The following is a 25,232-nucleotide window of genomic DNA, read 5'->3' as shown; positions in this document are numbered from 1 at the left end:
CCTCTCATTATCTTCTAGTTTTCTTATCGTCAGCAAGGTGACCTTTATACGTACGAGTTGGTGCGAATTCACCTAACTTATGGCCAACCATATCCTCAGTGATGTACACAGGTACGTGTTTACGACCATCATATACAGCGATTGTGTGTCCGATGAACTGAGGGAAGATAGTTGAACGGCGAGACCAAGTTTTAACAACTTGTTTTTGCTCAGATGCAACTAATTTTTCCATTTTGCTCATTAAGTGATCATCGACAAATGGTCCTTTTTTTAAGCTACGAGCCATTTTGGTGCCTCCCTTCGTGATTGGCGTACGGTTCTTGAAGCGAACCGTACTACAATCCCATTATTTTTTACGACGACGAACGATAAATTTATCAGACGCTTTGTTTTTCTTACGAGTCTTGAATCCAAGAGTTGGTTTACCCCATGGAGACATTGGAGACTTACGTCCGATTGGAGAGCGTCCTTCACCACCACCGTGTGGGTGATCAACCGGGTTCATTACAGAACCACGAACTGTTGGGCGCTTACCTAACCAGCGAGAGCGACCTGCTTTACCGATTTTGATAAGTTCGTGTTGTTCGTTACCAACTTGACCGATTGAAGCGCGACAAGCAGATAATACAAGACGTACTTCACCAGAAGTTAAACGTACAAGTACGTATTTTCCTTCTTTACCAAGTACTTGAGCAGATGTACCAGCAGAACGAACTAATTGTCCGCCACGACCAGGCTTAAGCTCGATGTTATGAACAACAGTACCTACTGGAATGTTGATTAATGGTAATGCGTTACCGATTTTAATGTCAGCTTCAGGGCCAGACATAACTTCCATACCTACTTCTAAAGTTTTAGGAGCAAGAATGTAACGTTTTTCACCGTCAACGTAGTTAATTAATGCGATATTCGCAGAGCGGTTTGGATCGTATTCGATCGTAGCAACGCGTCCTGGAATTCCATCTTTGTTACGCTTAAAGTCGATGATACGGTATTGACGCTTATGTCCGCCACCTTGATGACGTACAGTAATTTTACCTTGGTTATTACGACCAGCCTTTTTGCTTAAAGGAGCAAGTAAAGACTTTTCCGGTCTGTCAGTCGTGATTTCAGCGAAATCATTCGTAGTCATGTTACGACGACCGTTAGTAGTTGGATTATACTTTTTAATTCCCATCTCAATTTCCCTCCTTCTTTAGTAAGAATTAAACGCCTTGGAAGATTTCGATTTCTTTGCTGTCAGCAGTTAGCTTAACGATTGCTTTACGACGACGGCTAGTAAAACCAGCGTGACGACCAACACGTTTTGCTTTCGGCTTGTAGTTCATGATGTTTACTTTGTCTACATTAACACCAAAGATCGCTTCGATAGCGTCTTTAACCTCTGTTTTATTAGATTTAACGTCCACGTCGAACGTGTATTTTTTTTCAGCCATCATTTCCATAGAACGTTCAGTGATAACTGGGCGCTTAATGATATCACGAGGATCTCTCATTATGCAAGCACCTCCTCTACTTTTTCCACTGCCGCTTTTGTCATGATTAGCTTATCATGATGAAGCACATCTAGCACGTTTACGCCATCAGCAGTGATTACTGTTACTCCAGGGATATTGCGAGCAGATAACTCTACAGATTCGTTTGCATCAGCAGTTACGATAAGAGCTTTCTTCTCAACAGTTAATCCTTTAAGTACTGCTACCATGTCTTTTGTTTTTGGTGCATTTAACACTAGGTCTTCAAGAACTACAATGTTGTTCTCAACTACTTTAGTAGCTAATGCAGATTTAATCGCTAAACGACGAACTTTCTTAGGAAGTTTGTACGCATAGCTTCTTGGTGTAGGTCCGAATACCGTACCACCACCACGCCATTGAGGAGAGCGGATAGAACCTTGACGAGCACGTCCAGTTCCTTTTTGACGCCATGGTTTACGACCACCACCGCGAACTTCAGAGCGAGTTTTTACTTTGTGTGTACCTTGACGTAAAGATGCACGTTGCATCATTACAGCTTCGAAAAGTACAGCTTCATTTGGTTCGATACCGAAAATAGCTTCAGCTAATTCGATTTCACCAACCTGTGAACCAGTTTGGTTATATACAGTAACTTTTGGCATTGGAATTCCTCCTTCCTATTGTGAATTATTTGCTAACCTTCACAGCGCCTTGAACAACTACAAGAGATTTCTTAGCACCTGGAACGTTACCTTTTACTAGTAATAAGTTGCGCTCAGTGTCAACTTGAACGATTTCTAAGTTTTGGATAGTAACTTGGTCTCCACCCATACGTCCAGCAAGTTTTTTACCTTTGAATACACGGTTCGGAGCAACTGGCCCCATAGAACCTGGACGACGGTGATAGCGAGAACCATGAGACATAGGTCCGCGAGATTGTCCGTGGCGTTTGATAACACCTTGGAAACCTTTACCTTTAGAAATTCCTGTTACGTCAACGATTTCACCTGCAGCGAAAACTTCAACTTTTACCTCTTGACCAACCTCTAATCCGTCCACGTCTGCATCGCGGATTTCGCGAATGAAGCGCTTAGGAGTTGTAGATGCTTTAGCAGTGTGGCCTTGTTCAGGTTTGTTAGTTAACTTTTCACGTTTGTCTTCAAATCCTAACTGAATTGCGTTGTAGCCATCAGTTTCAGTTGTTTTCTTTTGAAGAACAACGTTTGGATTAGCAGCGATTACCGTTACTGGGATTAACTCACCGTTCTCAGCAAATACTTGAGTCATACCGATCTTTCTTCCTAAGATTCCTTTGGTCATGAGTTACACCTCCTACATTTTTAAGTTATATAATTTATAGTTTGATTTCGATATCTACACCAGACGGTAAGTCTAAACGCATTAATGAATCTACTGTTTGTGGAGTAGGACTCACGATATCGATTAAACGTTTGTGTGTGCGCATTTCGAATTGCTCACGAGAATCTTTGTACTTATGAACAGCACGAAGAATTGTGTAAATAGTCTTCTCAGTTGGTAATGGGATCGGACCAGAAACTGTTGCCCCAGAACGCTTAGCTGTTTCTACAATTTTCTCAGCTGATTGATCAAGAATACGGTGATCATAAGCTTTTAAACGGATACGAATTTTTTCTTTTGCCATTATTTTCCCTCCTTCGTTCGCCTATTTCTAAAATAGACCTTCTCCATGGAAATTTCCCCACACCATGCCATGGCAAAGCGGCCGGGTGTGTCAGCAACCTTCCACTTCATCGCAGTCAAAGACCAACATTGTCTATTATACAATGTTATTCGTCTAGATGCAAGCATCTTTTTGTTTGCATCTGCTTTTCTCTACTTTTGCTATTATACATGGCACTTTAAAGAATTTCAAGTTTTCATCTGTTCTTATTCTACTTACAGTTTTTGGATGTTGGTTTTTGTTTTATATACTATAGAAGAAACTCGTTTTAAATTTAAAAGCATCATTTCTCCAAACAAAAAAACCAAGGGAAGATCCCTTGGTTTTTTTATATCAGTTAAGATTACTCAACGATAGTTGCAACTACACCGTAACCTACTGTACGTCCACCTTCACGAATAGAGAATTTAGTTCCCTCTTCGATAGCGATTGGAGCGATAAGTTCGATAGTCATTTCGATGTTGTCACCAGGCATTACCATTTCAGTACCTTCTGGTAATTGGATGATACCAGTTACGTCAGTTGTACGGAAGTAGAACTGAGGACGGTAGTTAGCGAAGAATGGAGTATGACGTCCACCTTCTTCTTTAGATAATACGAAAACTTCAGCTTTGAATTTAGCGTGAGCTTTTACAGAGCCAGTTTTAGCAAGAACTTGTCCACGTTGGATGTCTTCACGAGCAACCCCACGAAGAAGAGCACCGATGTTGTCTCCAGCTTGAGCTTGGTCAAGAAGTTTACGGAACATTTCTACACCAGTTACAGTTGTAGAAGCATTCTCTTCAGCAAGACCGATGATTTCTACTACGTCACCAACTTTAACGATTCCGCGCTCTACACGACCAGTTGCAACTGTACCACGACCTGTGATAGAGAATACATCCTCGATAGGCATTAAGAATGGTTTGTCAGTTTCACGTTCTGGAGTTGGGATGTAAGCATCAACTTCAGTCATTAATTCAATGATTTTTGCTTCCCAATCAGCTTCTCCTTGAAGAGCTTTAAGAGCAGAACCTTTGATTACAGGAATGTCGTCGCCTGGGAATCCGTATTCAGATAATAGGTCGCGAACTTCCATTTCTACTAATTCTAATAATTCTTCGTCGTCTACCATGTCGCATTTGTTTAAGAATACAACGATGTAAGGAACACCTACTTGACGAGAAAGAAGGATGTGCTCACGTGTTTGAGGCATTGGGCCATCAGCAGCAGATACTACTAAGATACCGCCGTCCATTTGAGCAGCACCAGTGATCATGTTTTTAACATAGTCAGCGTGACCTGGGCAGTCAACGTGTGCATAGTGACGAGTTTCAGTTTCGTACTCAACGTGTGCAGTTGAGATTGTGATTCCGCGCTCTCTTTCTTCTGGAGCAGCGTCGATTTGATCGTATCCGCGTGCTTCAGCACCACCAGCTTTTGCAAGAACTGTAGTGATCGCAGCAGTTAATGTAGTTTTACCATGGTCAACGTGGCCGATTGTACCGATGTTAACATGGGGTTTAGAACGTTCGAATTTAGCTTTAGCCATTCTAAATTCCTCCTTAGTTTATATAGGTTATTTTATATTTAGACTAGAAAGTGAAACTTACGTCCCACTTTCTAAGCTTACATAAGTAGTTATACTTGAACAATCGATAAAAATCAATTATTCACCTTTATTTTTTTTAATAATTTCTTCAGAAACAGACTTCGGTACTTCTTCATAATGATCAAATGTCATTGAGAATGTTCCGCGTCCTTGAGTGTTAGAACGTAATGCCGTTGCATAACCGAACATTTCAGAAAGTGGAACCATAGCGCGAACAACTTGTGCGTTACCGCGAGCTTCCATACCTTCTACACGTCCACGACGAGATGTTACGTCGCCCATAATGTCACCCATGTACTCTTCAGGAATTACAACTTCAACTTTCATCATTGGCTCAAGAATTACTGGGCTACATTTAGAAACCGCAGCTTTAAGTGCCATAGATGCAGCGATTTTGAACGCCATCTCAGATGAATCGACATCATGGTAAGAACCGTCAACTAACGCAGCTTTAATGTCAACTAGTGGATAACCAGCTAGTACACCATTTTTAAGTGAGTCTTCAAGACCCGCTCCAACAGCTGGGATGTATTCACGTGGAACTACACCACCGACGATTTTGTTTTGGAATTCAAAACCTTTACCTTCTTCATTAGGTTCAAACTCAATCCAAACGTGACCGAATTGTCCACGACCACCAGATTGACGAGCGAACTTACCTTCAACTTTCGCAGCAGCGCGGAAAGTCTCACGGTATGCTACCTGAGGAGCACCAACGTTTGCTTCCACTTTGAATTCACGACGCATACGGTCAACGATGATATCAAGGTGAAGTTCACCCATACCAGCGATGATTGTTTGGCCAGTTTCTTGGTCAGTGTGAGCACGGAATGTTGGATCTTCTTCAGAAAGCTTAGATAGTGCTGTACCCATTTTATCTTGGTCAGCTTTAGATTTTGGTTCGATAGCTACAGAGATAACTGGCTCTGGGAATTCCATAGACTCAAGGATAACAAGACTCTTCTCATCACAAAGAGTATCACCAGTAGTAGTATCTTTTAAACCTACAGCAGCAGCGATATCACCAGCGTAAACTGTTGAAATCTCTTCACGGCTGTTAGCGTGCATTTGTAGGATACGACCTACACGCTCACGCTTACCTTTAGTTGAGTTTTTCACGTATGATCCAGAGTTTAACACACCAGAATACACACGGAAGAACGTTAACTTACCAACATAAGGGTCAGTCATGATTTTGAATGCTAAAGCTGCGAATGGTTCTTCATCGCTAGACTTACGTTCGATTTCTTCCTCTGTATCCGGAAGAGTACCTTTAATAGCTGGTACATCTAATGGAGATGGTAGGTAGTCGATAACTGCGTCTAACAGAATTTGAACACCTTTGTTTTTGAATGCAGAACCACAGATTACTGGGAAGAATTCTACAGAAGTTGTAGCCTTACGGATACCAGCTTTAAGCTCTTCTATAGTGATTTCTTCACCTTCTAGGTACTTCATCATCATTTCTTCATCAAGCTCAGCTACCGCTTCAATAAGTTTTCCACGGTATTCTGCAGCTAATTCTTTGTGCTCTTCAGGAATTTCGACACGCTCGATGTCTGTTCCTAAATCGTTACCGTACATGTAAGCACATTCTTCAACAAGGTCAATGATACCATTGAACTCGTCTTCAGCACCGATTGGTAACTGAATTGGATGTGCGTTTGCTTGTAAACGATCGTGGATTGTTCCTACAGAGTATAAGAAATCTGCACCAATCTTATCCATTTTGTTAACGAATACGATACGAGGTACACCGTAAGTAGTAGCCTGACGCCAAACAGTTTCTGTTTGTGGTTCTACACCAGATTGTGCATCAAGTACTGCTACCGCACCATCAAGTACGCGTAAAGAACGTTCTACTTCTACTGTGAAGTCTACGTGTCCTGGAGTGTCAATGATGTTTACACGGTGACCTTTCCATTGAGCTGTAGTTGCAGCAGAAGTAATTGTGATACCACGCTCTTGCTCTTGCTCCATCCAGTCCATCTGAGATGCACCTTCATGAGTTTCACCGATTTTATGAATACGTCCTGTGTAATACAGAATACGCTCAGTTGCTGTTGTTTTACCAGCATCGATGTGAGCCATGATACCAATATTACGAGTGTTTTCTAAAGAGAACTCTCTAGTCATTTGGTGTCTTGCTCCTTCCATATATGGATTGGATTATTTTATTTTAAGTAGCAAAAAAGCCACTTTATATTGTTACATATGCCAGTGTCTTGTACCCTCATTATGTAAAACGAGCGCCCAACGAAAGGGAGAGGCATTCTCCCTCTCCACACTTCCATAAGCGACAAATAAAGCGGTTTATGCTTACATTTATTTTACGTTGAATCCTACCAACGGTAATGAGCAAATGCTTTGTTAGCTTCTGCCATTTTATGAGTGTCTTCACGTTTCTTAACAGATGCACCAGCATTGTTAGCTGCATCTAAGATTTCGTAAGCTAGACGCTCTTCCATAGTTTTTTCACCACGAAGACGAGCATAGTTTACTAACCAGCGAAGACCTAAAGTTGTACGGCGTTCTGGACGAACCTCAACTGGAACTTGGTAGTTAGCACCACCAACACGACGAGCGCGTACTTCAAGAACAGGCATGATGTTCTTAAGAGCTTGCTCGAATACTTCCATTGGTTCTTTATCTGAACGTTCACGAACGATATCGAAAGCGTTATAAAGAATTGTTTGAGATTTACCTTTTTTACCGTCAACCATCATTTTGTTGATTAGGCGTGTTACTAGTTTCGAATTGTACATTGGATCTGGTAACACGTCACGTTTCGCAACAGGTCCTTTACGAGGCATATTGAGTTCCTCCTTTCATTATAAGTTTATTATTTTTTAGCAGGTTTTGGTCGCTTAGTACCATATTTAGAACGTCCTTGCATACGTTTGTCAACACCAGCTGTATCAAGCGCTCCACGAACGATGTGGTAACGTACCCCTGGTAAATCCTTTACTCGACCACCGCGAATTAATACTACGCTATGCTCTTGTAGGTTATGACCGATACCTGGGATGTAAGCTGTAACTTCAATACCGTTTGTTAAACGTACACGAGCGTATTTACGTAACGCTGAGTTAGGTTTCTTTGGAGTCATTGTACCAACACGAGTACATACACCACGTTTTTGAGGTGCAGAGATATCAGTTGATTTTTTCTTTAAAGAGTTAAAACCTTTGTTTAACGCAGGTGATTTAGATTTCCATACTTTATCAGTACGACCATTTCTCACTAATTGGTTAATAGTAGGCATTTGATTATCCTCCCTTCGCATGTTTGTATGACCACATATCCAGGTGGTTCATTATTAGTTGAAAACAAAGTTTTTGCAAGGAAGAGCAAATGCTCTCTCCTCACAAAAACAGTTTTAACTTATTATTCCTATTGCTGAAGCTCCTACTTGAATCCCCGAAACTTTTCCAAGCTTACGAACTGATTCAACTTTTGTTATGGGTATGTTATGTTGCAAAGCAGTGCGAATGATAATATGGGTTAACCGCACATCAGCATCTTCCGCAATAACAACTTCTTTAACTATACCGTTTTTGATTGCTTCCAATGTTCGTTTATGACCAACGACTACATTTTCAGCATTTGACACTTTTTGATAAGACATATAAATATCCTCCAAAGCATCGTTCAGGAGCAACCTTGATTATAGTAACATTTTGACTCATACAATGTCAACTAGGATTAGATGTTTTTATACAAAATTTACGACGGAAAATTTTACTGTTCCACATAAATCTCATCGTTTTCTACATTCATGTCATCTTGTGTTGTTTTTACAAGGTCCACTTTGCGATAACGATTCATACCTGTTCCAGCAGGAACAAGTTTACCGATAATAACGTTCTCTTTCAATCCTAGAAGCTCATCACGTTTACCTTTAATTGCTGCATCAGTTAAGACACGAGTTGTTTCTTGGAATGATGCTGCAGATAAGAATGAATCAGTTTCAAGTGAAGCTTTTGTAATACCAAGTAAAACAGGTCTAGCTGTCGCTGGTTGTTTACCTTGTAGTAACACCTTCGCATTCGCATCAGTAAACTGATGGATATCTAGTAATGTTCCTGGTAATACATCTGTTTCACCCGCATCACTTACACGAACTTTACGTAGCATTTGACGTACCATTACTTCTACGTGTTTGTCGCCAATTTCTACCCCTTGCATACGGTATACTTTTTGAACTTCACGTAATAGGTATTCTTGAACTGCCGTAATGTCCGTTACTTTTAGTAATTCTTTCGGATCAATAGAACCTTCTGTTAACTCTTTACCGTGGCTAATTGGCTGTCCTGGAGTTACTTTCAGACGAGCACCGTAAGGAATAGCATACGTACGAGCTTCAACTTCACCCTGTACAACTACTTCTTGACGATCTTTAACATCGTTGATCGCTGCGATAACACCGTCGATTTCACTGATAACTGCCTGACCTTTCGGATTACGAGCTTCAAAGATCTCTTGGATACGAGGTAAACCTTGTGTGATATCATCTCCGGCAACCCCACCTGTATGGAACGTACGCATCGTTAACTGTGTACCTGGCTCACCGATAGATTGAGCTGCGATAATACCTACCGCTTCTCCTACTTCTACGTCTGTACCAGTTGCTAAGTTACGACCGTAACACTTCTTACATACACCATGGCGAGTATTACACGTAAACGCTGAACGAATGTTTACAGTTTCAACACCCGAATTTTCAACGATATGAGCGATATCTTCAGTAATTAATTGATTTTCAGCAACTAATACTTCACCTGTTTCAGGATGTTTTACAGTTTTTCTTGCAAAACGTCCAACAAGACGATCATATAATGACTCAATTACTTCATTACCCTCTTTAATCGCACCGATTAGTAAACCACGATCTGTTCCACAATCATCTTCACGAACAATTACATCTTGTGCAACGTCTACAAGACGACGTGTTAAGTAACCAGAATCGGCAGTCTTAAGTGCTGTATCGGCAAGACCTTTACGAGCACCATGCGTAGAGATGAAGTACTCAAGTACTGTTAAACCTTCACGGAAACTTGATTTGATCGGAAGTTCAATGATACGACCAGATGGATTGGCCATCAGACCACGCATACCAGCAAGCTGAGTGAAGTTAGATGCGTTACCACGGGCACCGGAATCACTCATCATGAAGATTGGGTTGCGTTTATTCAAGGACTTCATCAGTTTTCCTTGGATAACATCTTTTGCATTACTCCAAATAGAGATAACGCGATCGTAACGTTCTTCTTCCGTGATTAAACCGCGACGGAATTGTTTAATTACATTATCTACTTTTGCTTGTGCTTCGTGGAGAATTTCATCTTTTTCACCTAATACAAGAATGTCAGATACCCCAACTGTAATACCAGCTTTTGTAGAGTACATAAATCCTAGGTTCTTCATACGGTCAAGCATGCGAGACGTCTCTGTAATTTTGAAACGCTTGAATACTTCCGCAATGATGTTACCAAGAATCTTCTTGCTAAATGGTGCCACTTCTTCGCGACTAGCAATAATTTCTTTAATGTTCGCACCTTTTTCAACGAAATATTCCGCTGGTGTTTCTTTTTCAAGGTTTGAATTTGTTGGTTCATTAATATAAGGGAACGACTCTGGTAAGATCTCGTTAAATATTAATTTACCAACTGTTGTTAATAGAAGCTTACTCTTCTGCTCTTCAGTAAATGTTACATTATTTACTGAACTTGCAGCAACTGCAACACGTGTGTGCAGATGTACATATCCATTTTGGTATGCAAGTATTGCTTCGTTTGCATCTTTGAAGACCATACCTTCACCGATTGCACCTTCACGCTCAAGTGTTAAGTAGTAGTTACCTAATACCATATCCTGAGATGGAGTAACAACTGGTTTTCCGTCTTTTGGATTCAAGATGTTTTGTGCCGCTAACATAAGAATACGAGCTTCTGCTTGTGCTTCTGATGATAACGGAACGTGAACCGCCATTTGGTCACCATCAAAGTCCGCATTGTATGCAGTACATACAAGTGGGTGAAGACGGATTGCACGACCTTCTACTAATGTAGGTTCAAACGCCTGGATACCAAGACGGTGAAGTGTTGGTGCGCGGTTTAGAAGTACTGGATGTTCTTTGATCACAGATTCTAAAACGTCCCAAACTTCAGGTTGTACACGCTCGATTTTACGTTTCGCACTCTTAATGTTGTGTGCTAACCCTTTTTCCACTAACTCTTTCATAACGAAAGGTTTGAACAGTTCAAGTGCCATTTCTTTCGGTAATCCACATTGGTACATCTTTAAGTTCGGTCCTACAACGATTACAGAACGACCAGAGTAGTCAACACGTTTACCTAGTAAGTTTTGACGGAAACGTCCTTGTTTACCTTTAAGCATGTGAGATAGTGATTTTAATGGACGGTTACCTGGTCCAGTAACTGGACGGCCACGGCGACCATTATCGATTAATGCGTCTACAGCTTCTTGTAACATACGTTTTTCGTTTTGAACGATGATGCTTGGTGCACCTAAGTCCAATAGACGTTTTAAACGGTTGTTACGGTTAATTACACGACGGTATAAGTCGTTTAAATCAGAAGTAGCAAAACGTCCACCATCCAACTGTACCATTGGGCGTAGTTCTGGTGGGATAACTGGAAGAACATCTAGGATCATCCAAGATGGGTGATTTCCAGAGTTACGGAATGCTTCTAATACTTCTAGACGTTTAATAGCACGAGTACGTCGTTGTCCTTGTGCTGTTTTTAATTCTTCCTTTAAGAAGTCTACTTCTTTATCTAAATCGATGTCTTGTAATAGCTTTTTAATCGCTTCTGCACCCATAGCAGCCTGGAATGTGCTGCCATATCGATCACGATATGCACGGTATTCTTTTTCAGAAAGTAATTGCTTCTTATCAAGTGGTGTATCTCCACTTTCTGTTACAACATAAGAAGCGAAATAAATTACTTCTTCAAGCGCGCGAGGGGACATGTCTAAGACAAGTCCCATGCGGCTCGGGATACCTTTGAAATACCAAATATGAGATACAGGAGCAGCTAATTCGATATGACCCATACGTTCACGACGAACTTTTGCACGCGTTACTTCAACGCCACATCGATCACAAACTACACCTTTATAACGTACACGTTTATATTTTCCGCAATGACATTCCCAGTCCTTTTGTGGTCCGAAAATACGCTCACAGAACAAGCCGTCTTTTTCAGGCTTTAACGTACGATAATTAATCGTTTCTGGTTTCTTAACTTCACCGTATGACCAAGAACGAATCTTGTCAGGTGAAGCAAGTCCAATCTTCATATATTCAAAGTTATTTACATCTATCAAGGGGCCTACCTCCCTTTTAGTCTACAGGTTATCCCAATTATTCCTTAGTTGTCTCAACTTCGACATTCAATTTATCTGCTGATTGATGATCATCGTCATCTTCCGTATCACGCATTTCAATTTCTGTGTCGTCGCTAGACATCATTTTAACGTCCATACCTAAACTTTGCAGTTCTTTAATCAATACTTTGAATGATTCTGGAACGCCTGGCTCTGGAACATTTTCGCCTTTAACAATTGCTTCATACGTCTTAACACGTCCAATAACATCATCAGACTTCACTGTTAAGATTTCTTGAAGAGTATAAGCAGCACCGTAAGCTTCAAGTGCCCAAACCTCCATCTCACCGAAACGCTGTCCACCGAACTGAGCTTTACCTCCAAGAGGTTGCTGCGTTACAAGTGAGTATGGTCCAGTAGAACGAGCATGAAGTTTATCGTCAACCATGTGCGCAAGTTTGATCATATACATGACACCAACAGATACGCGGTTATCGAATGGTTCACCAGTACGTCCGTCATACAGGATTGTTTTCGCGTCATTTGCCATACCAGCTTCTTCAATTGTGCCCCATACATCTTCCTCACGAGCACCATCGAATACTGGTGTTGCAATGTGAATACCAAGATATCTTGCTGCCATACCAAGATGAAGCTCTAATACCTGACCGATATTCATACGAGATGGTACCCCTAATGGGTTTAACATGATATCGATTGGCGTACCGTCTGGTAAGTAAGGCATATCTTCTTCTGGTAAAATACGAGAGATAACACCTTTGTTACCGTGACGTCCGGCCATCTTGTCACCTTCAGAAATTTTACGTTTTTGAACGATATATGCACGTACAAGTTGATTCACGCCTGGTGGCAATTCATCGCCATCTTCACGGTTGAATACTTTTACGTCTAAGATAATACCGCCACCACCGTGTGGTACACGTAGTGATGTATCACGTACTTCACGCGCTTTTTCACCGAAGATTGCATGTAATAGACGTTCTTCTGCCGTTAATTCTGTTACACCTTTTGGTGTTACTTTACCAACAAGTAGGTCTCCATCTTTTACTTCAGCACCGACGCGAATAATACCGCGCTCGTCAAGGTTACGAAGTGCATCTTCTCCAACATTCGGAATATCACGTGTAATTTCTTCTGGTCCAAGCTTCGTATCACGAGCTTCTGACTCATATTCTTCAATATGAATAGAAGTGTACACATCATCTTTTACAAGGCGCTCACTCATGATGATCGCATCCTCGTAGTTATAACCGTCCCATGTCATGAAGCCAACAAGCACGTTACGTCCAAGTGCTAATTCGCCTAGTTCCATAGAAGGACCATCCGCAAGGATTTCACCTTTTACAACTTCATTTCCAACACTTACGATTGGACGTTGGTTGTAACAAGTTCCTTGGTTAGAACGAATGAATTTCTGCATTTTGTAGCGATCTAAATCGCCTTTTACTGTTTGACCGTCAACTTCTACATAGCGACGTACCCAAATTTCACGTGCTTCTACGCGCTCAACAACACCAGGGTATTTACAGATTACTGCAGCACCTGAGTCTTTTGCTGATACGTACTCCATACCTGTACCTACAATCGGAGATTCCGGATTCATTAACGGAACCGCCTGACGTTGCATGTTCGCTCCCATAAGTGCGCGGTTAGAGTCATCGTTTTCTAAGAACGGAATACAAGCTGTCGCTGCCGACACTACTTGTTTTGGAGATACATCCATGTAGTCGATGCGCTCTTTATTTGTGACAATGTTTTCACCACGGAAACGAGCTACGATATCTTCATCAAGGAATTCTCCTTCTTCAGATAATTTCATATTCGCTTGGGCTACAACATAATTATCTTCTTCATCTGCTGTTAAATAATCAACATGCCCTGTTACGAGACCAGTTTCTGGGTCAACACGACGGTATGGTGTTTCGATGAAACCAAACTCATTTACTTTCGCGAACGAAGATAATGAGTTAATCAAACCGATGTTTGGTCCCTCTGGTGTTTCAATTGGACACATACGACCATAGTGAGAGTAGTGAACGTCACGTACTTCAAAGCCTGCGCGCTCACGCGTTAAACCACCGGGTCCTAATGCAGATAGTCTTCGTTTGTGAGTTAACTCTGCTAATGGGTTTGTTTGGTCCATGAACTGAGATAACTGAGAACTTCCGAAGAACTCTTTAATAGATGCAATAACAGGACGAATATTGATTAATGCCTGTGGTGTAATTGCATTTGTATCTTGAATCGACATTCTCTCACGAACAACACGTTCCATACGAGAAAGACCGATACGGAATTGGTTTTGTAATAGTTCTCCTACTGAACGCAGACGACGGTTTCCTAAGTGGTCAATATCATCTGTATCCCCTACTTTGTATAGTAAGTTGAAGAAGTAACTAATAGAAGCCAGAATATCACCTGGTGTGATGTGTTTTACATCGCGAGTAATATTTGCATTCCCAATTACGTTGATAGAACGTTCGCCTTCTGATTCTGGAGCATAAATCTTAATAGATTGCAGCTCAACATCGCCTTCTACCACTCCACCCATTGGTTTCGCTGTTTTGAATCCAATGTTTTTCTCTAAGTAAGGTAAAATGCGATCCAGTGTACGACGATCTAAGATTGTTCCTTCTGCCGCTAAAATTTCACCAGTTTCTGGATCCACTAATGTTTCAGCTAAACGTTGGTTAAACAATCTGTTTTTAATGTGTAGCTTTTTGTTGATCTTATAGCGACCTACATTTGCTAAATCATAGCGCTTTGGATCAAAGAAACGAGACACAAGTAAGCTCTTTGCATTTTCTACTGTTGGTGGTTCACCAGGACGTAGACGCTCATAAATTTCAAGCAATGCTTTTTCTGTGCTATCTGTGTTGTCTTTTTCTAACGTATTGCTTAAGTATTCGTTATCACCTAAAAGCTCGGTGATTTCTTGATCAGAGCCAAACCCTAATGCGCGTAACAAAACAGTTACAGGAAGTTTACGCGTACGGTCAATACGCACATATACAACATCCTTAGCATCTGTTTCATACTCTAACCAAGCTCCGCGGTTTGGAATTACAGTAGCAGTAAAACCACGTTTTCCGTTTTTATCCACTTTGCCACTATAGTATACGCTTGGAGAGCGAACTAACTGGGAAACGATAACACGTTCTGCACCGTTAATTACGAATGTTCCAGTCTCTGTCATGAGTGGGAAATCTCCCATGAACACATCTTGTTCTTTTACTTCACCAGTTTCCTTGTTGATTAGACGCACTTTTACACGAAGTGGTGCTGCATACGTCACATCACGCTCTTTGCATTCGTCTACAGAGTATTTAGGTTCACCTAAGCTGTAGTCGATAAATTCAAGCGATAGATTTCCCGTAAAGTCTTCGATCGGAGAAATGTCCTGGAACATTTCTCGCAAACCCTCATCAAGAAACCACTGATAAGAAGAGGTTTGAATTTCGATAAGATTTGGTAACTCTAATACTTCACTAATACGGGCATAACTTCTTCGTTGGCGGTGGCGTCCGTATTGAACTAGTTGACCTGTCAACTGCTTCACCCCTCAAATCATGAGTATTATAAATGCACAAAAAAATTTGTGCAAAATCACAAATAAATACAACTACTGCTATTAGCGTAGTTTTTTCTCTTAAAGATAGATACGTTGAGTCTTTCTACCTGCTCAAAAAAGAAAAATGGCTTCTTTAAGAAAACCATCATTCTGTTTCATAATCTGCTGATTTTACTATCTTTTCCAAGAGAAACAAAAATATACATCTTTCTCAACGCAGAAAATCATATATTGGCATTGTATAATGTTAACATAGCCAAAAATAACCGTCAACGCTTTTTTGATTTTATGATATAATATCCTTTTTTCTTTTCTACAACTTCAACTTCAGAAAATACTTCTTCTAGTTTCTTCAGCGCAGATGGTGCACCTTGTTTCTTTTGAATAACAATCCACAATTCTCCACCTGAAACCAAATACTCCACAGCCTTTTCTAAAATCTCGTGCACGACATCTTTACCAGCACGAATTGGAGGGTTAGATAGAATAGCAGCATACTTGCCATCTACATTTTCATAGACGCTACTTTGGAAAATACGTATATTCTCGATTCTGTTATTAGCGGCGTTTTCTTTCGCAAGCCCAAGCGCCCTTTCATTCACATCCACCATGTGAACGTCACGACCTTGAAACTCTTTCGCTAACGATAAACCAATAGGACCGTATCCGCAACCTACGTCTAATATATCACCTTTAATATCCGGCATTTGAAACGCTTCAATTAAAAGACGAGAACCAAAGTCCACTTCGTTTTTCGAGAACACCCCATGGTCAGATAAAAAAGTAAATCGAGATTCACGAAGTGTAAATTCCCATCGTTTACGATCACTTTTACTAGAAGGGTCGTTAGAAAAATAATGGTCTGCCATATGGCCACCTCTTTTCTTTACAGTTAAAAAAAAAGCTCGCATGAGAGCGAGCTTTTTTAAAGCATCAAAAGTTAATTACTTAACTTCTACAGCAGCGCCAACTTCTTCAAGTTTAGCTTTCATTTCTTCAGCTTCCTCTTTAGAAACGCCTTCTTTGATTGCTTTTGGAGTGTTGTCAACTAATTCTTTAGCTTCTTTTAAGCCAAGACCAGTGATTTCACGTACAGCTTTGATAACTTTGATTTTTTGAGCGCCAGCACTTGCAAGTACTACGTCAAATTCAGTTTTCTCAGCAGCAGCTTCACCAGCGCCACCAGCTACAGCTACAGGAGCAGCAGCAGTTACGCCGAATTCTTCCTCGATAGCTTTTACTAAGTCGTTAAGTTCTAATACAGTCATAGATTTAACTGCTTCAATGATTTGTTCTTTAGTCATTGTAAATATCCTCCCTTAAATAGGTTTGTATTGTTTTATAGATAACAAGTAATTATCTTTTAAAAAATTAAGCGCCTTGCTCTTCCTTTTGCTCTGCAACTGCTTTAGTAGCAAGTGCAAGGTTACGGATTGGAGCTTGAAGAACGCTAAGAAGCATAGAAAGTAAGCCTTCACGTGATGGAAGAGTAGCGATAGCTTTAACCTCATCAAGTGTTACAAGTTTACCTTCGATTACGCCCGCTTTAATTTCTAAAGCTTCATGTTTTGTAGCGAAGTCGTTTAATACTTTCGCAGGAGCAACTACATCCTCGTTACTGAACGCGATTGCGTTTGGTCCTGTTAAGAATTCGTTTAACTCAGCCATTTCAGCAGACTCTGCAGCACGACGAGTTAAAGAGTTTTTGTAAACTTTGAACTCAACGCCAGCCTCACGTAAGTTTTTACGTAATTCTGTTACTTCAGAAACTGTTAAACCACGGTAGTCAACAACGATTGTAGATTTACTCTCACGAAGTTTTTCAGCGATTTCAGTTACAACTTGTTGTTTAGTTTCGATTACTTTGCTCATGTTATTACACCTCCTGTAGATTATATAGAAGATGTACCGAAAGTGCACTAAAAACCTCCATGCCCAACTTGTAGACATGGAGGCATATAGTCACAGAAAAAAGATTCCGCTTCGTATATTAACACCTAGGTAGGAAATTAAGTCGAATGACACCTACTGTCTACGGTACACTATTTAAATTCACAACATAAATAATTATATTAAAACTTCTTTATGAAGTCAACTTCCAATTTTTACGCAAGTGTAGAAACGTCTACGCGTACGCCAGGTCCCATTGTAGAAGCAACAGTTGCATTCTTCATGTAAGTACCTTTTGCAGCAGCTGGCTTAGCTTTTTGTAGCGTGTCAGCAATTGTTTTGAAGTTTTCTACTAATTTAGCATCTTCGAAAGATACTTTACCGATTGGAACGTGGATGTTACCAGCTTTATCAACGCGGTATTCAACTTTACCAGCTTTGATTTCGTTAACAGCTTTAGTTACATCGAAAGTAACTGTTCCAGTTTTAGGGTTTGGCATTAAACCTTTAGGTCCTAATACGCGACCAAGTTTACCAACTTCACCCATCATGTCAGGAGTTGCTACTACTACATCGAAATCGAACCAACCTTGTTGGATTTTACCGATGTAATCAGCATCGCCTACGAATTCAGCGCCAGCAGCTTCAGCTTCTTTTGCTTTTTCGCCTTTAGCGAATACTAATACACGTTGTACTTTACCAGTACCGTGTGGAAGAACAACTGCGCCACGAATTTGTTGGTCAGCTTTCTTAGGGTCAACACCTAAACGGAATGCAGCTTCTACAGTCGCATCAAATTTAGCTGTGTTTGTTTTCTTTACTAATTCTACTGCTTCTGTTGCAGAGTAAGCAGCTGCACGATCAACAAGCTTCGCAGCTTCTACGTACTTTTTACCTCTTTTAGCCATTTTTATTTCCTCCTCGAATGTGGTTTTAGCGGAATAACCTCCCACGTTTACGCCTTTTTTTCAGGGCTCACCTGAGGATGCGCGCCATCCTTTTATTTAAAAAACGATAATCATTTACGATAATAAAGGTTGCGAATTGGAATTCCAGACCCGCAACCTTTTTTTAAAAACAAATCGAATTAGTCTTCGATAACGATGCCCATACTGCGTGCAGTACCTTCAACCATACGCATTGCAGCTTCTACACTAGCAGCGTTTAGGTCAGGCATTTTAGTTTCAGCGATTTCGCGTACTTTATCACGCTTAACAGTTGCCACTTTATTACGGTTTGGTTCACCAGAACCAGACTCAATACCAGCTACTTTCTTAAGAAGAACAGCAGCAGGAGGAGTTTTAGTAATGAAAGTGAATGAACGGTCCTCAAATACCGTAATTTCAACAGGGATGATAAGACCAGCTTGATCTGCTGTACGAGCGTTGAACTCTTTACAGAAGCCCATGATGTTAACACCTGCTTGTCCTAATGCTGGACCAACTGGTGGAGCTGGGTTAGCTTTACCTGCAGGAATTTGAAGCTTTACCATTTTAATTACCTTTTTAGCCACGAGACACACCTCCTTAAGTCCGTGATGTGGTCAATTGGACAGTGATTTGCCCTCCCACGTCATATTTTATCTGTAACGATAAAATCTTTCAAAAAACGTCTCCGATAACGAAGACGTACTGACTTAAAAGATATTATCACTTTTTACAATTCATTTCAAGTTTCATTTTATAATTTTTCAATTTGATGGAAGTCAAGTTCAACTGGAGTCTCGCGACCAAACATGTCTACAAGTACACTAACTTTCTTCTTCTCCACATCAATTTCTTCAATAGCACCTGTATAATCTGCGAATGGACCCTCATTTACACGTACTGTCTCATGAAGTTCAAAGTCGAAATCAACCACTTCGTTGTCCATTCCCATATGTTTCATAATGGAAACAACTTCCTCTTCTAATAGAGGAGATGGTTTAGATCCAGAACCCGAAGAACCAACAAAGCCTGTTACACCCGGTGTATTACGAACAACATACCAAGAGTCATCAGTCATGATTAGTTCCACTAACACGTAACCTGGGAACACTTTTCTTTTCATTAATTTTTCTTTACCATTTTTCATTTCTACTTCTACTTCTTCCGGGACAACAACACGGAAAATTTTATCTTGCATACCCATCGATTCTACACGTTTCTCTAGGTTTGCTTTTACTTTATTTTCATATCCAGAATAAGTATGGACAACATACCAACTTTTTTCCATTCATTTAGGACGAGCGTCCTTCCCTCCCTGACGTACATTTTTTTGCGCAAATGAAAAAACCCGTTCACCGGGCTTTTACACAGTTCTTATAAATAACATTATATCATGGATAAGTGCTTCTTATTCAAGAATTAACCAAGAATTAACCGAATTAAAGAAGAAATGCCCATATCAACTACTGCGAAGAAAATCGCAAAGAACACAACTGTAGCGATAACAGTCGCTGTTGAGCGGAGTAATTCATCTTTTTTAGGCCAACTTACTTTTTTCATTTCGCGACCTACATCGCCGAAAAAGTTCGTTAAACGCATCTACGGGACCTCCAGTGTATTATTTCAATTATTTATTTTGTTTCCTTGTGAACTGTATGCTTATTGCATGTTTTACAAAACTTCTTTATCTCAAGTCGCTCTACTGAGCTCGTATCTTTCATCGTAGAGTAGTTTCGATTTTTACACTCTTCACATGAGAGTACAACTTTTTTTCTCATTAGTTACACCAGCCTTGTAACGTTATGTCCCTAAAAATGTATCATACAACAAAAGACAATGTCAATGTCATGACTCGTACTCTCTTTACAAAAAGAAAACAGGTGAATTAATTTACACCTGCGGTACTTTCTATGAATTTAAATTTGTACTCTCTCTCATTTCCATATATCGTTCCAACTTCCTTTTCACACGCTGCAATGCATTATCAATGGATTTCACATGTCTGTTTAACTGTTCTGAAATTTCTTGATAGGAACGACCATCTAAGTATAAAGAGAGTACTTTTCTTTCTAAATCGCTTAATAATTCAGATATTTTAGATTCTATGTCGCTATATTCTTCCTGACTTATAATCATTTCTTCAGGATCAGTTACTTTCGCTTCCGAAATAACATCTAACAGTGTTCGATCAGATTCCTCATCGTAAATTGGCTTATCTAAAGACACATACGAATTTAATGGAATATGTTTTTGCCTTGTTGCTGTTTTAATAGCGGTAATAATTTGTCGAGTGATACACAGTTCAGCAAATGCTTTGAATGAAGACAGCTTGTCCTCTTTATAATCACGAATAGCTTTAAACAATCCAATCATACCTTCTTGAACAATATCTTCTCGATCGGCACCCACTAAAAAATAAGATCTTGATTTCGCGCGAACAAAGTTCTTATATTTGTGAATTAAATATTCTAGAGCGTCAGTATTACCTTTTCGAACTAACTCAACAATTGCCTCATCCTCTAAATCACGAAATGTAACGTCGCCTACACTTACGAAGCCTGCTTCCACCTTGATCCCTCCGACCGCTATTGATTTAGCAATATTATACAGTAAAAAGATAAAGAGCGTCAATGCTTCAACGCTCTCCTCTTCTTAATTTTTCTAACTTTTCTGTAACATCTTTACTAAATATCTTTCGCATGGCTGGTTGCTTTTCTTTCGTGTCTTTCGTACGTCTTCTTACTTGTTGCTCCATCGCTTGTACTTCTAACTCTAATTCACGCGCAGATTTCCGAAGGGCACCTTGCGCAAATATAACCCATTGTTCCGTATAATCAGAAGTCGCAACATATATTTGTGTATTAATATTTCTAAGCTCGATTGCAAGTTTCTCTATCTTTTCGTCCGCAGTTTGATTCTTACGCGTGAATATTACTTCCACCCGCGATTGTTTCATCTTTTTTTCAATACCATGCACTGTATAGGCATCAAAGACTATCATTACTTTCGTTCCTGTATAACCTTGATAATCCGCCATCTTATCAATAAGCGCGTCTCTTGATGATTGCAAATCTACATCCCGTAGTTCCTTCAAGTCTCCCCAAGCCCCGATAATGTTGTAGCCGTCAACGATTAAAATATCGTTCATTTTTTATTTACCAATTTCGTGACGTTTACGATATACCTCATACATTAACAAACTTGCGGCTACTGAAGCATTTAAGGATGTAACTTTACCTACCATTGGTAAAGTAATTAGGAAATCACATTTTTCACCAATAATACGACTCATACCTTTTCCTTCACTACCGATTACTAATCCGATTGGCATTTTACCATCTAAATTGCGGTAATCTGTTTTCCCTTTGGCATCTGTACCAGCAATCCAAAGTCCACGTTCTTTTAATTCATCAATTGTACGAGATAGATTTGTTACACGCGCAACCGGAATATATTCAATTGCCCCAGTCGACGCTTTCGCAACTGACGCTGTAAGTCCTACCGCTCTTCTTTTCGGAATAATAATTCCATGAGCTCCCGTCGCATCAGCTGTACGCATAATAGAACCTAGATTATGTGGATCTTCAATTTCATCTAAAATTAAGAAGAACGGATCTTCATTACGTTTTTCTGCTACTTTAAATAAATCTTCTAGCTCGGCATATTGATATGCAGCTACTTGAGCAATTACACCTTGATGATTTCCCTCAACTAATTGATCTAATTTCTTCTTTGGTGCGTGTTGCAAAATAACCTTATTTTCTTTCGCTAATGCCAGTACAATCTGTACTTGCCCTTTGGCAGCACCTTCTGCGATCCAAATTTTATTAATATCTCTCCCTGACCGTAACGCTTCAATTACAGGGTTACGTCCGATAATATATTCACTACTCATGATGATGTGCTCCCTTCCTTTTCTTCTAAAACAGCAATTGCCTTATATACAATTTCGTCTAATCTTTCACGATTATTTAATAAGTGATGATAACCGATTAAAGCTTCCAAAGCTGTACTATATCGGTATGTTTGTACATCCGTATTCTTCGGAACAGTACCCGAATTCGCATTTCGCCCTCTTCTTAGTACTGCCTCTTCTTCCTCTGTCAAAAATGCCGTCTCTAATAAATGATAAACAACTTTCGCCTGTGCTTTTGCCGAAACAAAGCTCGTCCCTAAGCGATGTAATTGATTAGGGCGAACTGTTCCTTTTTGAAGAAGGTGATAGCGGATATATTGTTCATATACCGCATCACCCATATATGCTAACGCTAAGCTGTTCAATTGCTTTGCATCAATCATTTTTATCCTCTTTTCCATCTTGTACCTTGAGCGGTATCTTCTAAAATAATATTACGTTCTTTTAAATCATCGCGAATTTGATCGGATAATGCGAAATCACGATTTTTACGAGCTTCAATACGCTTTTGGATAAGCGCCTCAATTTCTTCATCAAGTAATTCTTCTTGCGCTATTTCTAATCCTAAAATATCAAATAATGTTTCAAGTTGTTTCACGTATGCTCCAATTACAACTTTAGAAGTATGTTCTTCTAATAAATATTGATTTGCATGATTTGCTACATTATATAATTCAGTAATCGCATTAGCCGTATTGAAATCATCATCCATTGCCTCTTCAAATGCAGCCTGGAATTTTTCCATTTCAGCTAACCATTTCTCATTATGATCTGTTAAATCTGTACTACTTTCCATACGATGTTTTAAATTACCGTAAGCTGTTTTAATTCTTTCTAGCCCATTATTCGTACTTTGTAATAACTCTTCACTAAAGTTAATTGGATGACGGTAATGCACTGATAACATAAAGAATCTAATTAACTGTGGATCATATTGCTTAATAATATCGTGAACTAAAATGAAGTTCCCAAGTGACTTAGACATTTTCTCATTATCAATATTAATATATCCATTATGCATCCAGTAACGTGCAAATGTTTTTCCAGTCAACGCCTCGGACTGCGCAATTTCATTTTCATGATGAGGAAATGCCAAGTCTTGACCACCAGCATGAATATCAATTGTATCCCCCAAATATTTACGTGCCATCGCTGAGCATTCAATATGCCATCCTGGGCGTCCTTTCCCCCATGGGCTTTCCCAGAAGATTTCTCCTTCTTTCGCAGCTTTCCATAAAGCAAAGTCAAGAGGGTCTTGTTTCTTTTCTCCTACTTCAATACGTGCACCGTGACGTAAGTCTGCGATTGGTTGATGCGATAATTTACCGTAACCCTCGAATTCTTTTGTTCTAAAGTACACATCACCTTCTGATTCATATGCATACCCTTTATTCACAAGTTCATGAATAAATTCAATAATGATATCCATATTTTCCGTTACACGCGGATGAACCGTCGCATGTTTGCAACCCAGTGCCGTTACATCTTCAAAGTAAGCTTCAACAAAACGATCCGCAATTGTTGGCACATCTTCGCCTAATTCATTTGCAGCCTTAATTAATTTATCATCCACGTCAGTAAAGTTAGATACATACTGCACATCATATCCTTTATATTCTAAGTAACGGCGTACCGTATCGAATACCATAGGTGGTCTTGCATTCCCAATGTGAATGTAGTTATAAACTGTAGGTCCGCACACATACATCTTTACCTTATTTTCTTCTAGTGGAATAAACTCTTCCTTTTGACGCGTTAACGTATTATAAATGTGAATAGTCATTTTTATCCTTCCTTTCTACCTTTACTTCGAGTTGCTTTCTCAATTTATCAAGTTCTGCTTCCATAACCTTTAATTTATCAAAAATTGGGTCCGGAAGATCAGAATGATTTAATTCTTGACCAATCTTTACTCCATTTTGAATAACGACTCGACCAGGTATGCCTACAACTGTAGAATGCGCAGGGACTTCTTTTAATACGACAGATCCTGCTCCAATTTTAGAATTCTCTCCAACCGTAATCGATCCTAGTACTTTAGCACCTGTTGCAATTAATACATTATCCTGAATTGTAGGATGCCTCTTTCCTTTTTCTTTACCGGTGCCACCTAATGTAACACCCTGATAAATTGTTACATTATCACCAATTTCACACGTTTCTCCAATCACAACTCCCATTCCATGATCAATGAAAAAACGACGACCAATAGTTGCTCCTGGATGAATCTCAATGCCAGTAAAAAAACGACTTACTTGTGAAATCCAGCGTGCAATAAAGAAAAAATTCCTTTTATAAAAAGCATGTGCAATTCGATGGGACCAAACTGCATGTAATCCAGAGTAAGTTAAAATGACTTCGAAATAACTTCGTGCCGCTGGATCCTGTTCAAAAACGACTCCAATATCTTCCCGAAGCCTCTTAAACATCGATGTTCCCTCCCCTTTATGGGCTGCTTTTTTCGAATGAACTAACTCCCTTAACTCCCCACTTCCCCCTAAATCTTTATACAAGGAGATAAAACTTATACTCATACCCTATTTTGGTATAAAAAAAAGACGCCTCTGTCATATCGACAGAGACGCCTTATAAGCGCGGTTCCACTCTGTTTAGGCTAAAGAAAGCCTCAAACTCATCCATGATAACGGTGTACACCGCTTCTGTTTACTTTCCGCCCTAAGACGTTCTACGAAATAATTCGCTGTTCAACAGAAGACTCGAAGGGGCATTTCAAAAATCCGCTTATAAACCACTTCCAGCCTAAAGGTGGTTCTCTCTGTAAAAAGCCTGATTTTCTACTTCTCC

General features: G+C 39.9%; 27 protein-coding genes and 2 other annotated features (1 of these 29 running past the window's edge). All 27 genes read right to left on the bottom strand.

Annotated elements, in window-relative coordinates:
* Positions 1-7: 7 nt before the first annotated feature.
* The 27 genes from rpsS to cysE all read right to left on the bottom strand — a co-directional run bounded on the left by rpsS (position 8) and on the right by cysE (position 24,856).
* Positions 8-286 carry a 30S ribosomal protein S19 gene (gene rpsS / locus LUS72_RS00690; RefSeq protein WP_000124454.1) on the bottom strand — a complete coding sequence of 93 codons (279 nt, stop codon included), beginning with the start codon at positions 284-286 and terminating at the stop codon, positions 8-10.
* A gap of 60 nt (positions 287-346) precedes the next feature.
* Entirely contained in the window at positions 347-1,177 is an 831-nt protein-coding gene (rplB, locus tag LUS72_RS00685) for a 50S ribosomal protein L2 (protein ID WP_000511584.1), read from the bottom strand.
* Between the two features lie 28 nt (positions 1,178-1,205).
* Positions 1,206-1,496: a 50S ribosomal protein L23 gene (gene rplW / locus LUS72_RS00680; protein WP_001205557.1), complete on the bottom strand. Its 291-nt coding sequence runs from the start codon at positions 1,494-1,496 to the stop codon at positions 1,206-1,208.
* Positions 1,496-2,119: a 50S ribosomal protein L4 gene (gene rplD / locus LUS72_RS00675; RefSeq protein WP_001127261.1), complete on the bottom strand. Its 624-nt coding sequence runs from the start codon at positions 2,117-2,119 to the stop codon at positions 1,496-1,498. Before rplD ends, rplW begins: the two co-directional genes overlap by 1 nt.
* A gap of 25 nt (positions 2,120-2,144) precedes the next feature.
* A complete protein-coding gene (rplC, locus tag LUS72_RS00670) occupies positions 2,145-2,777 on the bottom strand; it encodes a 50S ribosomal protein L3 (protein WP_000160209.1) in 633 nt (210 codons plus the stop codon).
* A gap of 34 nt (positions 2,778-2,811) precedes the next feature.
* The gene (rpsJ, locus tag LUS72_RS00665) at positions 2,812-3,120 is read right to left on the bottom strand and encodes a 30S ribosomal protein S10 (RefSeq protein WP_001040595.1); all 309 of its coding nucleotides are present in this window, start codon (positions 3,118-3,120) and stop codon (positions 2,812-2,814) included.
* Positions 3,121-3,502: 382 nt separating this feature from the next.
* Positions 3,503-4,690, bottom strand: coding sequence for an elongation factor Tu (tuf, locus tag LUS72_RS00660; protein ID WP_001029617.1), 1,188 nt, complete (start codon positions 4,688-4,690; stop codon positions 3,503-3,505).
* 117 nt (positions 4,691-4,807) lie between these two features.
* Entirely contained in the window at positions 4,808-6,886 is a 2,079-nt protein-coding gene (fusA, locus tag LUS72_RS00655; protein ID WP_000196380.1) for an elongation factor G, read from the bottom strand.
* Positions 6,887-7,092: 206 nt separating this feature from the next.
* Positions 7,093-7,563: a 30S ribosomal protein S7 gene (rpsG, locus tag LUS72_RS00650; RefSeq protein WP_001137492.1), complete on the bottom strand. Its 471-nt coding sequence runs from the start codon at positions 7,561-7,563 to the stop codon at positions 7,093-7,095.
* Positions 7,564-7,592: 29 nt separating this feature from the next.
* Positions 7,593-8,015, bottom strand: a complete 423-nt coding sequence (gene rpsL / locus LUS72_RS00645; protein ID WP_001142341.1) for a 30S ribosomal protein S12 — start codon at positions 8,013-8,015, stop codon at positions 7,593-7,595.
* A gap of 114 nt (positions 8,016-8,129) precedes the next feature.
* Positions 8,130-8,378 (bottom strand): 50S ribosomal protein L7ae-like protein, encoded by a 249-nt coding sequence (locus LUS72_RS00640; protein ID WP_000121831.1) that lies wholly within the window; start codon positions 8,376-8,378, stop codon positions 8,130-8,132.
* A gap of 113 nt (positions 8,379-8,491) precedes the next feature.
* Positions 8,492-12,103 carry a DNA-directed RNA polymerase subunit beta' gene (gene rpoC, locus LUS72_RS00635; RefSeq protein ID WP_097833009.1) on the bottom strand — a complete coding sequence of 1,204 codons (3,612 nt, stop codon included), beginning with the start codon at positions 12,101-12,103 and terminating at the stop codon, positions 8,492-8,494.
* A gap of 37 nt (positions 12,104-12,140) precedes the next feature.
* The gene (gene rpoB / locus LUS72_RS00630; protein ID WP_097833010.1) at positions 12,141-15,674 is read right to left on the bottom strand and encodes a DNA-directed RNA polymerase subunit beta; all 3,534 of its coding nucleotides are present in this window, start codon (positions 15,672-15,674) and stop codon (positions 12,141-12,143) included.
* A gap of 290 nt (positions 15,675-15,964) precedes the next feature.
* Complete coding sequence (locus LUS72_RS00625; protein ID WP_071747342.1) at positions 15,965-16,564, bottom strand: class I SAM-dependent methyltransferase; 600 nt, start codon at positions 16,562-16,564, stop codon at positions 15,965-15,967.
* A 75-nt stretch (positions 16,565-16,639) separates the two neighbouring features.
* Entirely contained in the window at positions 16,640-16,999 is a 360-nt protein-coding gene (rplL, locus tag LUS72_RS00620) for a 50S ribosomal protein L7/L12 (protein ID WP_000159737.1), read from the bottom strand.
* A 67-nt stretch (positions 17,000-17,066) separates the two neighbouring features.
* A complete protein-coding gene (gene rplJ, locus LUS72_RS00615; RefSeq protein ID WP_000048724.1) occupies positions 17,067-17,567 on the bottom strand; it encodes a 50S ribosomal protein L10 in 501 nt (166 codons plus the stop codon).
* A 39-nt stretch (positions 17,568-17,606) separates the two neighbouring features.
* Positions 17,607-17,751 (bottom strand) — a sequence feature (ribosomal protein L10 leader region).
* 49 nt (positions 17,752-17,800) lie between these two features.
* The gene (gene rplA, locus LUS72_RS00610) at positions 17,801-18,493 is read right to left on the bottom strand and encodes a 50S ribosomal protein L1 (RefSeq protein ID WP_002074134.1); all 693 of its coding nucleotides are present in this window, start codon (positions 18,491-18,493) and stop codon (positions 17,801-17,803) included.
* A 179-nt stretch (positions 18,494-18,672) separates the two neighbouring features.
* Positions 18,673-19,098, bottom strand: coding sequence for a 50S ribosomal protein L11 (rplK, locus tag LUS72_RS00605; RefSeq protein ID WP_001085872.1), 426 nt, complete (start codon positions 19,096-19,098; stop codon positions 18,673-18,675).
* Between the two features lie 167 nt (positions 19,099-19,265).
* On the bottom strand, positions 19,266-19,799 hold the full coding sequence (nusG, locus tag LUS72_RS00600; RefSeq protein WP_097833011.1) for a transcription termination/antitermination protein NusG: 534 nt from the start codon (positions 19,797-19,799) through the stop codon (positions 19,266-19,268).
* Between the two features lie 131 nt (positions 19,800-19,930).
* Positions 19,931-20,110 carry a preprotein translocase subunit SecE gene (secE, locus tag LUS72_RS00595; RefSeq protein ID WP_001241321.1) on the bottom strand — a complete coding sequence of 60 codons (180 nt, stop codon included), beginning with the start codon at positions 20,108-20,110 and terminating at the stop codon, positions 19,931-19,933.
* 32 nt (positions 20,111-20,142) lie between these two features.
* Positions 20,143-20,289: a 50S ribosomal protein L33 gene (gene rpmG / locus LUS72_RS00590; RefSeq protein ID WP_012260172.1), complete on the bottom strand. Its 147-nt coding sequence runs from the start codon at positions 20,287-20,289 to the stop codon at positions 20,143-20,145.
* Positions 20,290-20,419: 130 nt separating this feature from the next.
* A complete protein-coding gene (locus tag LUS72_RS00585) occupies positions 20,420-21,079 on the bottom strand; it encodes an RNA polymerase factor sigma-70 (protein ID WP_097833012.1) in 660 nt (219 codons plus the stop codon).
* Between the two features lie 67 nt (positions 21,080-21,146).
* Positions 21,147-21,659, bottom strand: coding sequence for an NYN domain-containing protein (locus LUS72_RS00580; protein WP_097833013.1), 513 nt, complete (start codon positions 21,657-21,659; stop codon positions 21,147-21,149).
* Positions 21,660-21,662: 3 nt separating this feature from the next.
* Positions 21,663-22,406, bottom strand: coding sequence for a 23S rRNA (guanosine(2251)-2'-O)-methyltransferase RlmB (gene rlmB, locus LUS72_RS00575; RefSeq protein WP_000093762.1), 744 nt, complete (start codon positions 22,404-22,406; stop codon positions 21,663-21,665).
* A complete protein-coding gene (locus tag LUS72_RS00570; RefSeq protein ID WP_000564269.1) occupies positions 22,403-22,810 on the bottom strand; it encodes a Mini-ribonuclease 3 in 408 nt (135 codons plus the stop codon). Before LUS72_RS00570 ends, rlmB begins: the two co-directional genes overlap by 4 nt.
* A 2-nt stretch (positions 22,811-22,812) precedes the next feature.
* Positions 22,813-24,210 carry a cysteine--tRNA ligase gene (gene cysS, locus LUS72_RS00565; protein ID WP_097833014.1) on the bottom strand — a complete coding sequence of 466 codons (1,398 nt, stop codon included), beginning with the start codon at positions 24,208-24,210 and terminating at the stop codon, positions 22,813-22,815.
* Positions 24,191-24,856: a serine O-acetyltransferase gene (gene cysE / locus LUS72_RS00560; protein WP_000476504.1), complete on the bottom strand. Its 666-nt coding sequence runs from the start codon at positions 24,854-24,856 to the stop codon at positions 24,191-24,193. Before cysE ends, cysS begins: the two co-directional genes overlap by 20 nt.
* 145 nt (positions 24,857-25,001) lie before the next feature.
* Positions 25,002-25,232, bottom strand: a binding site (T-box leader) (it continues 16 nt past the right edge of the window).

This window comes from Bacillus cereus (assembly GCF_025917685.1).
In the GTDB taxonomy this organism is placed as follows: Bacteria; Bacillota; Bacilli; order Bacillales; family Bacillaceae_G; genus Bacillus_A; species Bacillus_A cereus_AT.
Note: the sequence above shows the minus strand (reverse complement) of the source record. Positions and strands in the feature narration are given on the sequence as shown.

Coding starts and splice junctions, on each gene's coding strand:
- rpsS (WP_000124454.1), bottom strand. CDS start 286: ATGGCTCGTAGCTTAAAAAAAGGACCATTTGTCGATGATCACTTAATG.
- rplB (WP_000511584.1), bottom strand. CDS start 1,177: ATGGGAATTAAAAAGTATAATCCAACTACTAACGGTCGTCGTAACATG.
- rplW (WP_001205557.1), bottom strand. CDS start 1,496: ATGAGAGATCCTCGTGATATCATTAAGCGCCCAGTTATCACTGAACGT.
- rplD (WP_001127261.1), bottom strand. CDS start 2,119: ATGCCAAAAGTTACTGTATATAACCAAACTGGTTCACAGGTTGGTGAA.
- rplC (WP_000160209.1), bottom strand. CDS start 2,777: ATGACCAAAGGAATCTTAGGAAGAAAGATCGGTATGACTCAAGTATTT.
- rpsJ (WP_001040595.1), bottom strand. CDS start 3,120: ATGGCAAAAGAAAAAATTCGTATCCGTTTAAAAGCTTATGATCACCGT.
- tuf (WP_001029617.1), bottom strand. CDS start 4,690: ATGGCTAAAGCTAAATTCGAACGTTCTAAACCCCATGTTAACATCGGT.
- fusA (WP_000196380.1), bottom strand. CDS start 6,886: ATGACTAGAGAGTTCTCTTTAGAAAACACTCGTAATATTGGTATCATG.
- rpsG (WP_001137492.1), bottom strand. CDS start 7,563: ATGCCTCGTAAAGGACCTGTTGCGAAACGTGACGTGTTACCAGATCCA.
- rpsL (WP_001142341.1), bottom strand. CDS start 8,015: ATGCCTACTATTAACCAATTAGTGAGAAATGGTCGTACTGATAAAGTA.
- LUS72_RS00640 (WP_000121831.1), bottom strand. CDS start 8,378: ATGTCTTATCAAAAAGTGTCAAATGCTGAAAATGTAGTCGTTGGTCAT.
- LUS72_RS00625 (WP_071747342.1), bottom strand. CDS start 16,564: ATGGCAGACCATTATTTTTCTAACGACCCTTCTAGTAAAAGTGATCGT.
- rplL (WP_000159737.1), bottom strand. CDS start 16,999: ATGACTAAAGAACAAATCATTGAAGCAGTTAAATCTATGACTGTATTA.
- rplJ (WP_000048724.1), bottom strand. CDS start 17,567: ATGAGCAAAGTAATCGAAACTAAACAACAAGTTGTAACTGAAATCGCT.
- rplA (WP_002074134.1), bottom strand. CDS start 18,493: ATGGCTAAAAGAGGTAAAAAGTACGTAGAAGCTGCGAAGCTTGTTGAT.
- nusG (WP_097833011.1), bottom strand. CDS start 19,799: ATGGAAAAAAGTTGGTATGTTGTCCATACTTATTCTGGATATGAAAAT.
- secE (WP_001241321.1), bottom strand. CDS start 20,110: ATGCGTTTAACGAACTTTTTCGGCGATGTAGGTCGCGAAATGAAAAAA.
- rpmG (WP_012260172.1), bottom strand. CDS start 20,289: ATGAGAAAAAAAGTTGTACTCTCATGTGAAGAGTGTAAAAATCGAAAC.
- LUS72_RS00580 (WP_097833013.1), bottom strand. CDS start 21,659: ATGAACGATATTTTAATCGTTGACGGCTACAACATTATCGGGGCTTGG.
- rlmB (WP_000093762.1), bottom strand. CDS start 22,406: ATGAGTAGTGAATATATTATCGGACGTAACCCTGTAATTGAAGCGTTA.
- LUS72_RS00570 (WP_000564269.1), bottom strand. CDS start 22,810: ATGATTGATGCAAAGCAATTGAACAGCTTAGCGTTAGCATATATGGGT.
- cysS (WP_097833014.1), bottom strand. CDS start 24,210: ATGACTATTCACATTTATAATACGTTAACGCGTCAAAAGGAAGAGTTT.
- cysE (WP_000476504.1), bottom strand. CDS start 24,856: ATGTTTAAGAGGCTTCGGGAAGATATTGGAGTCGTTTTTGAACAGGAT.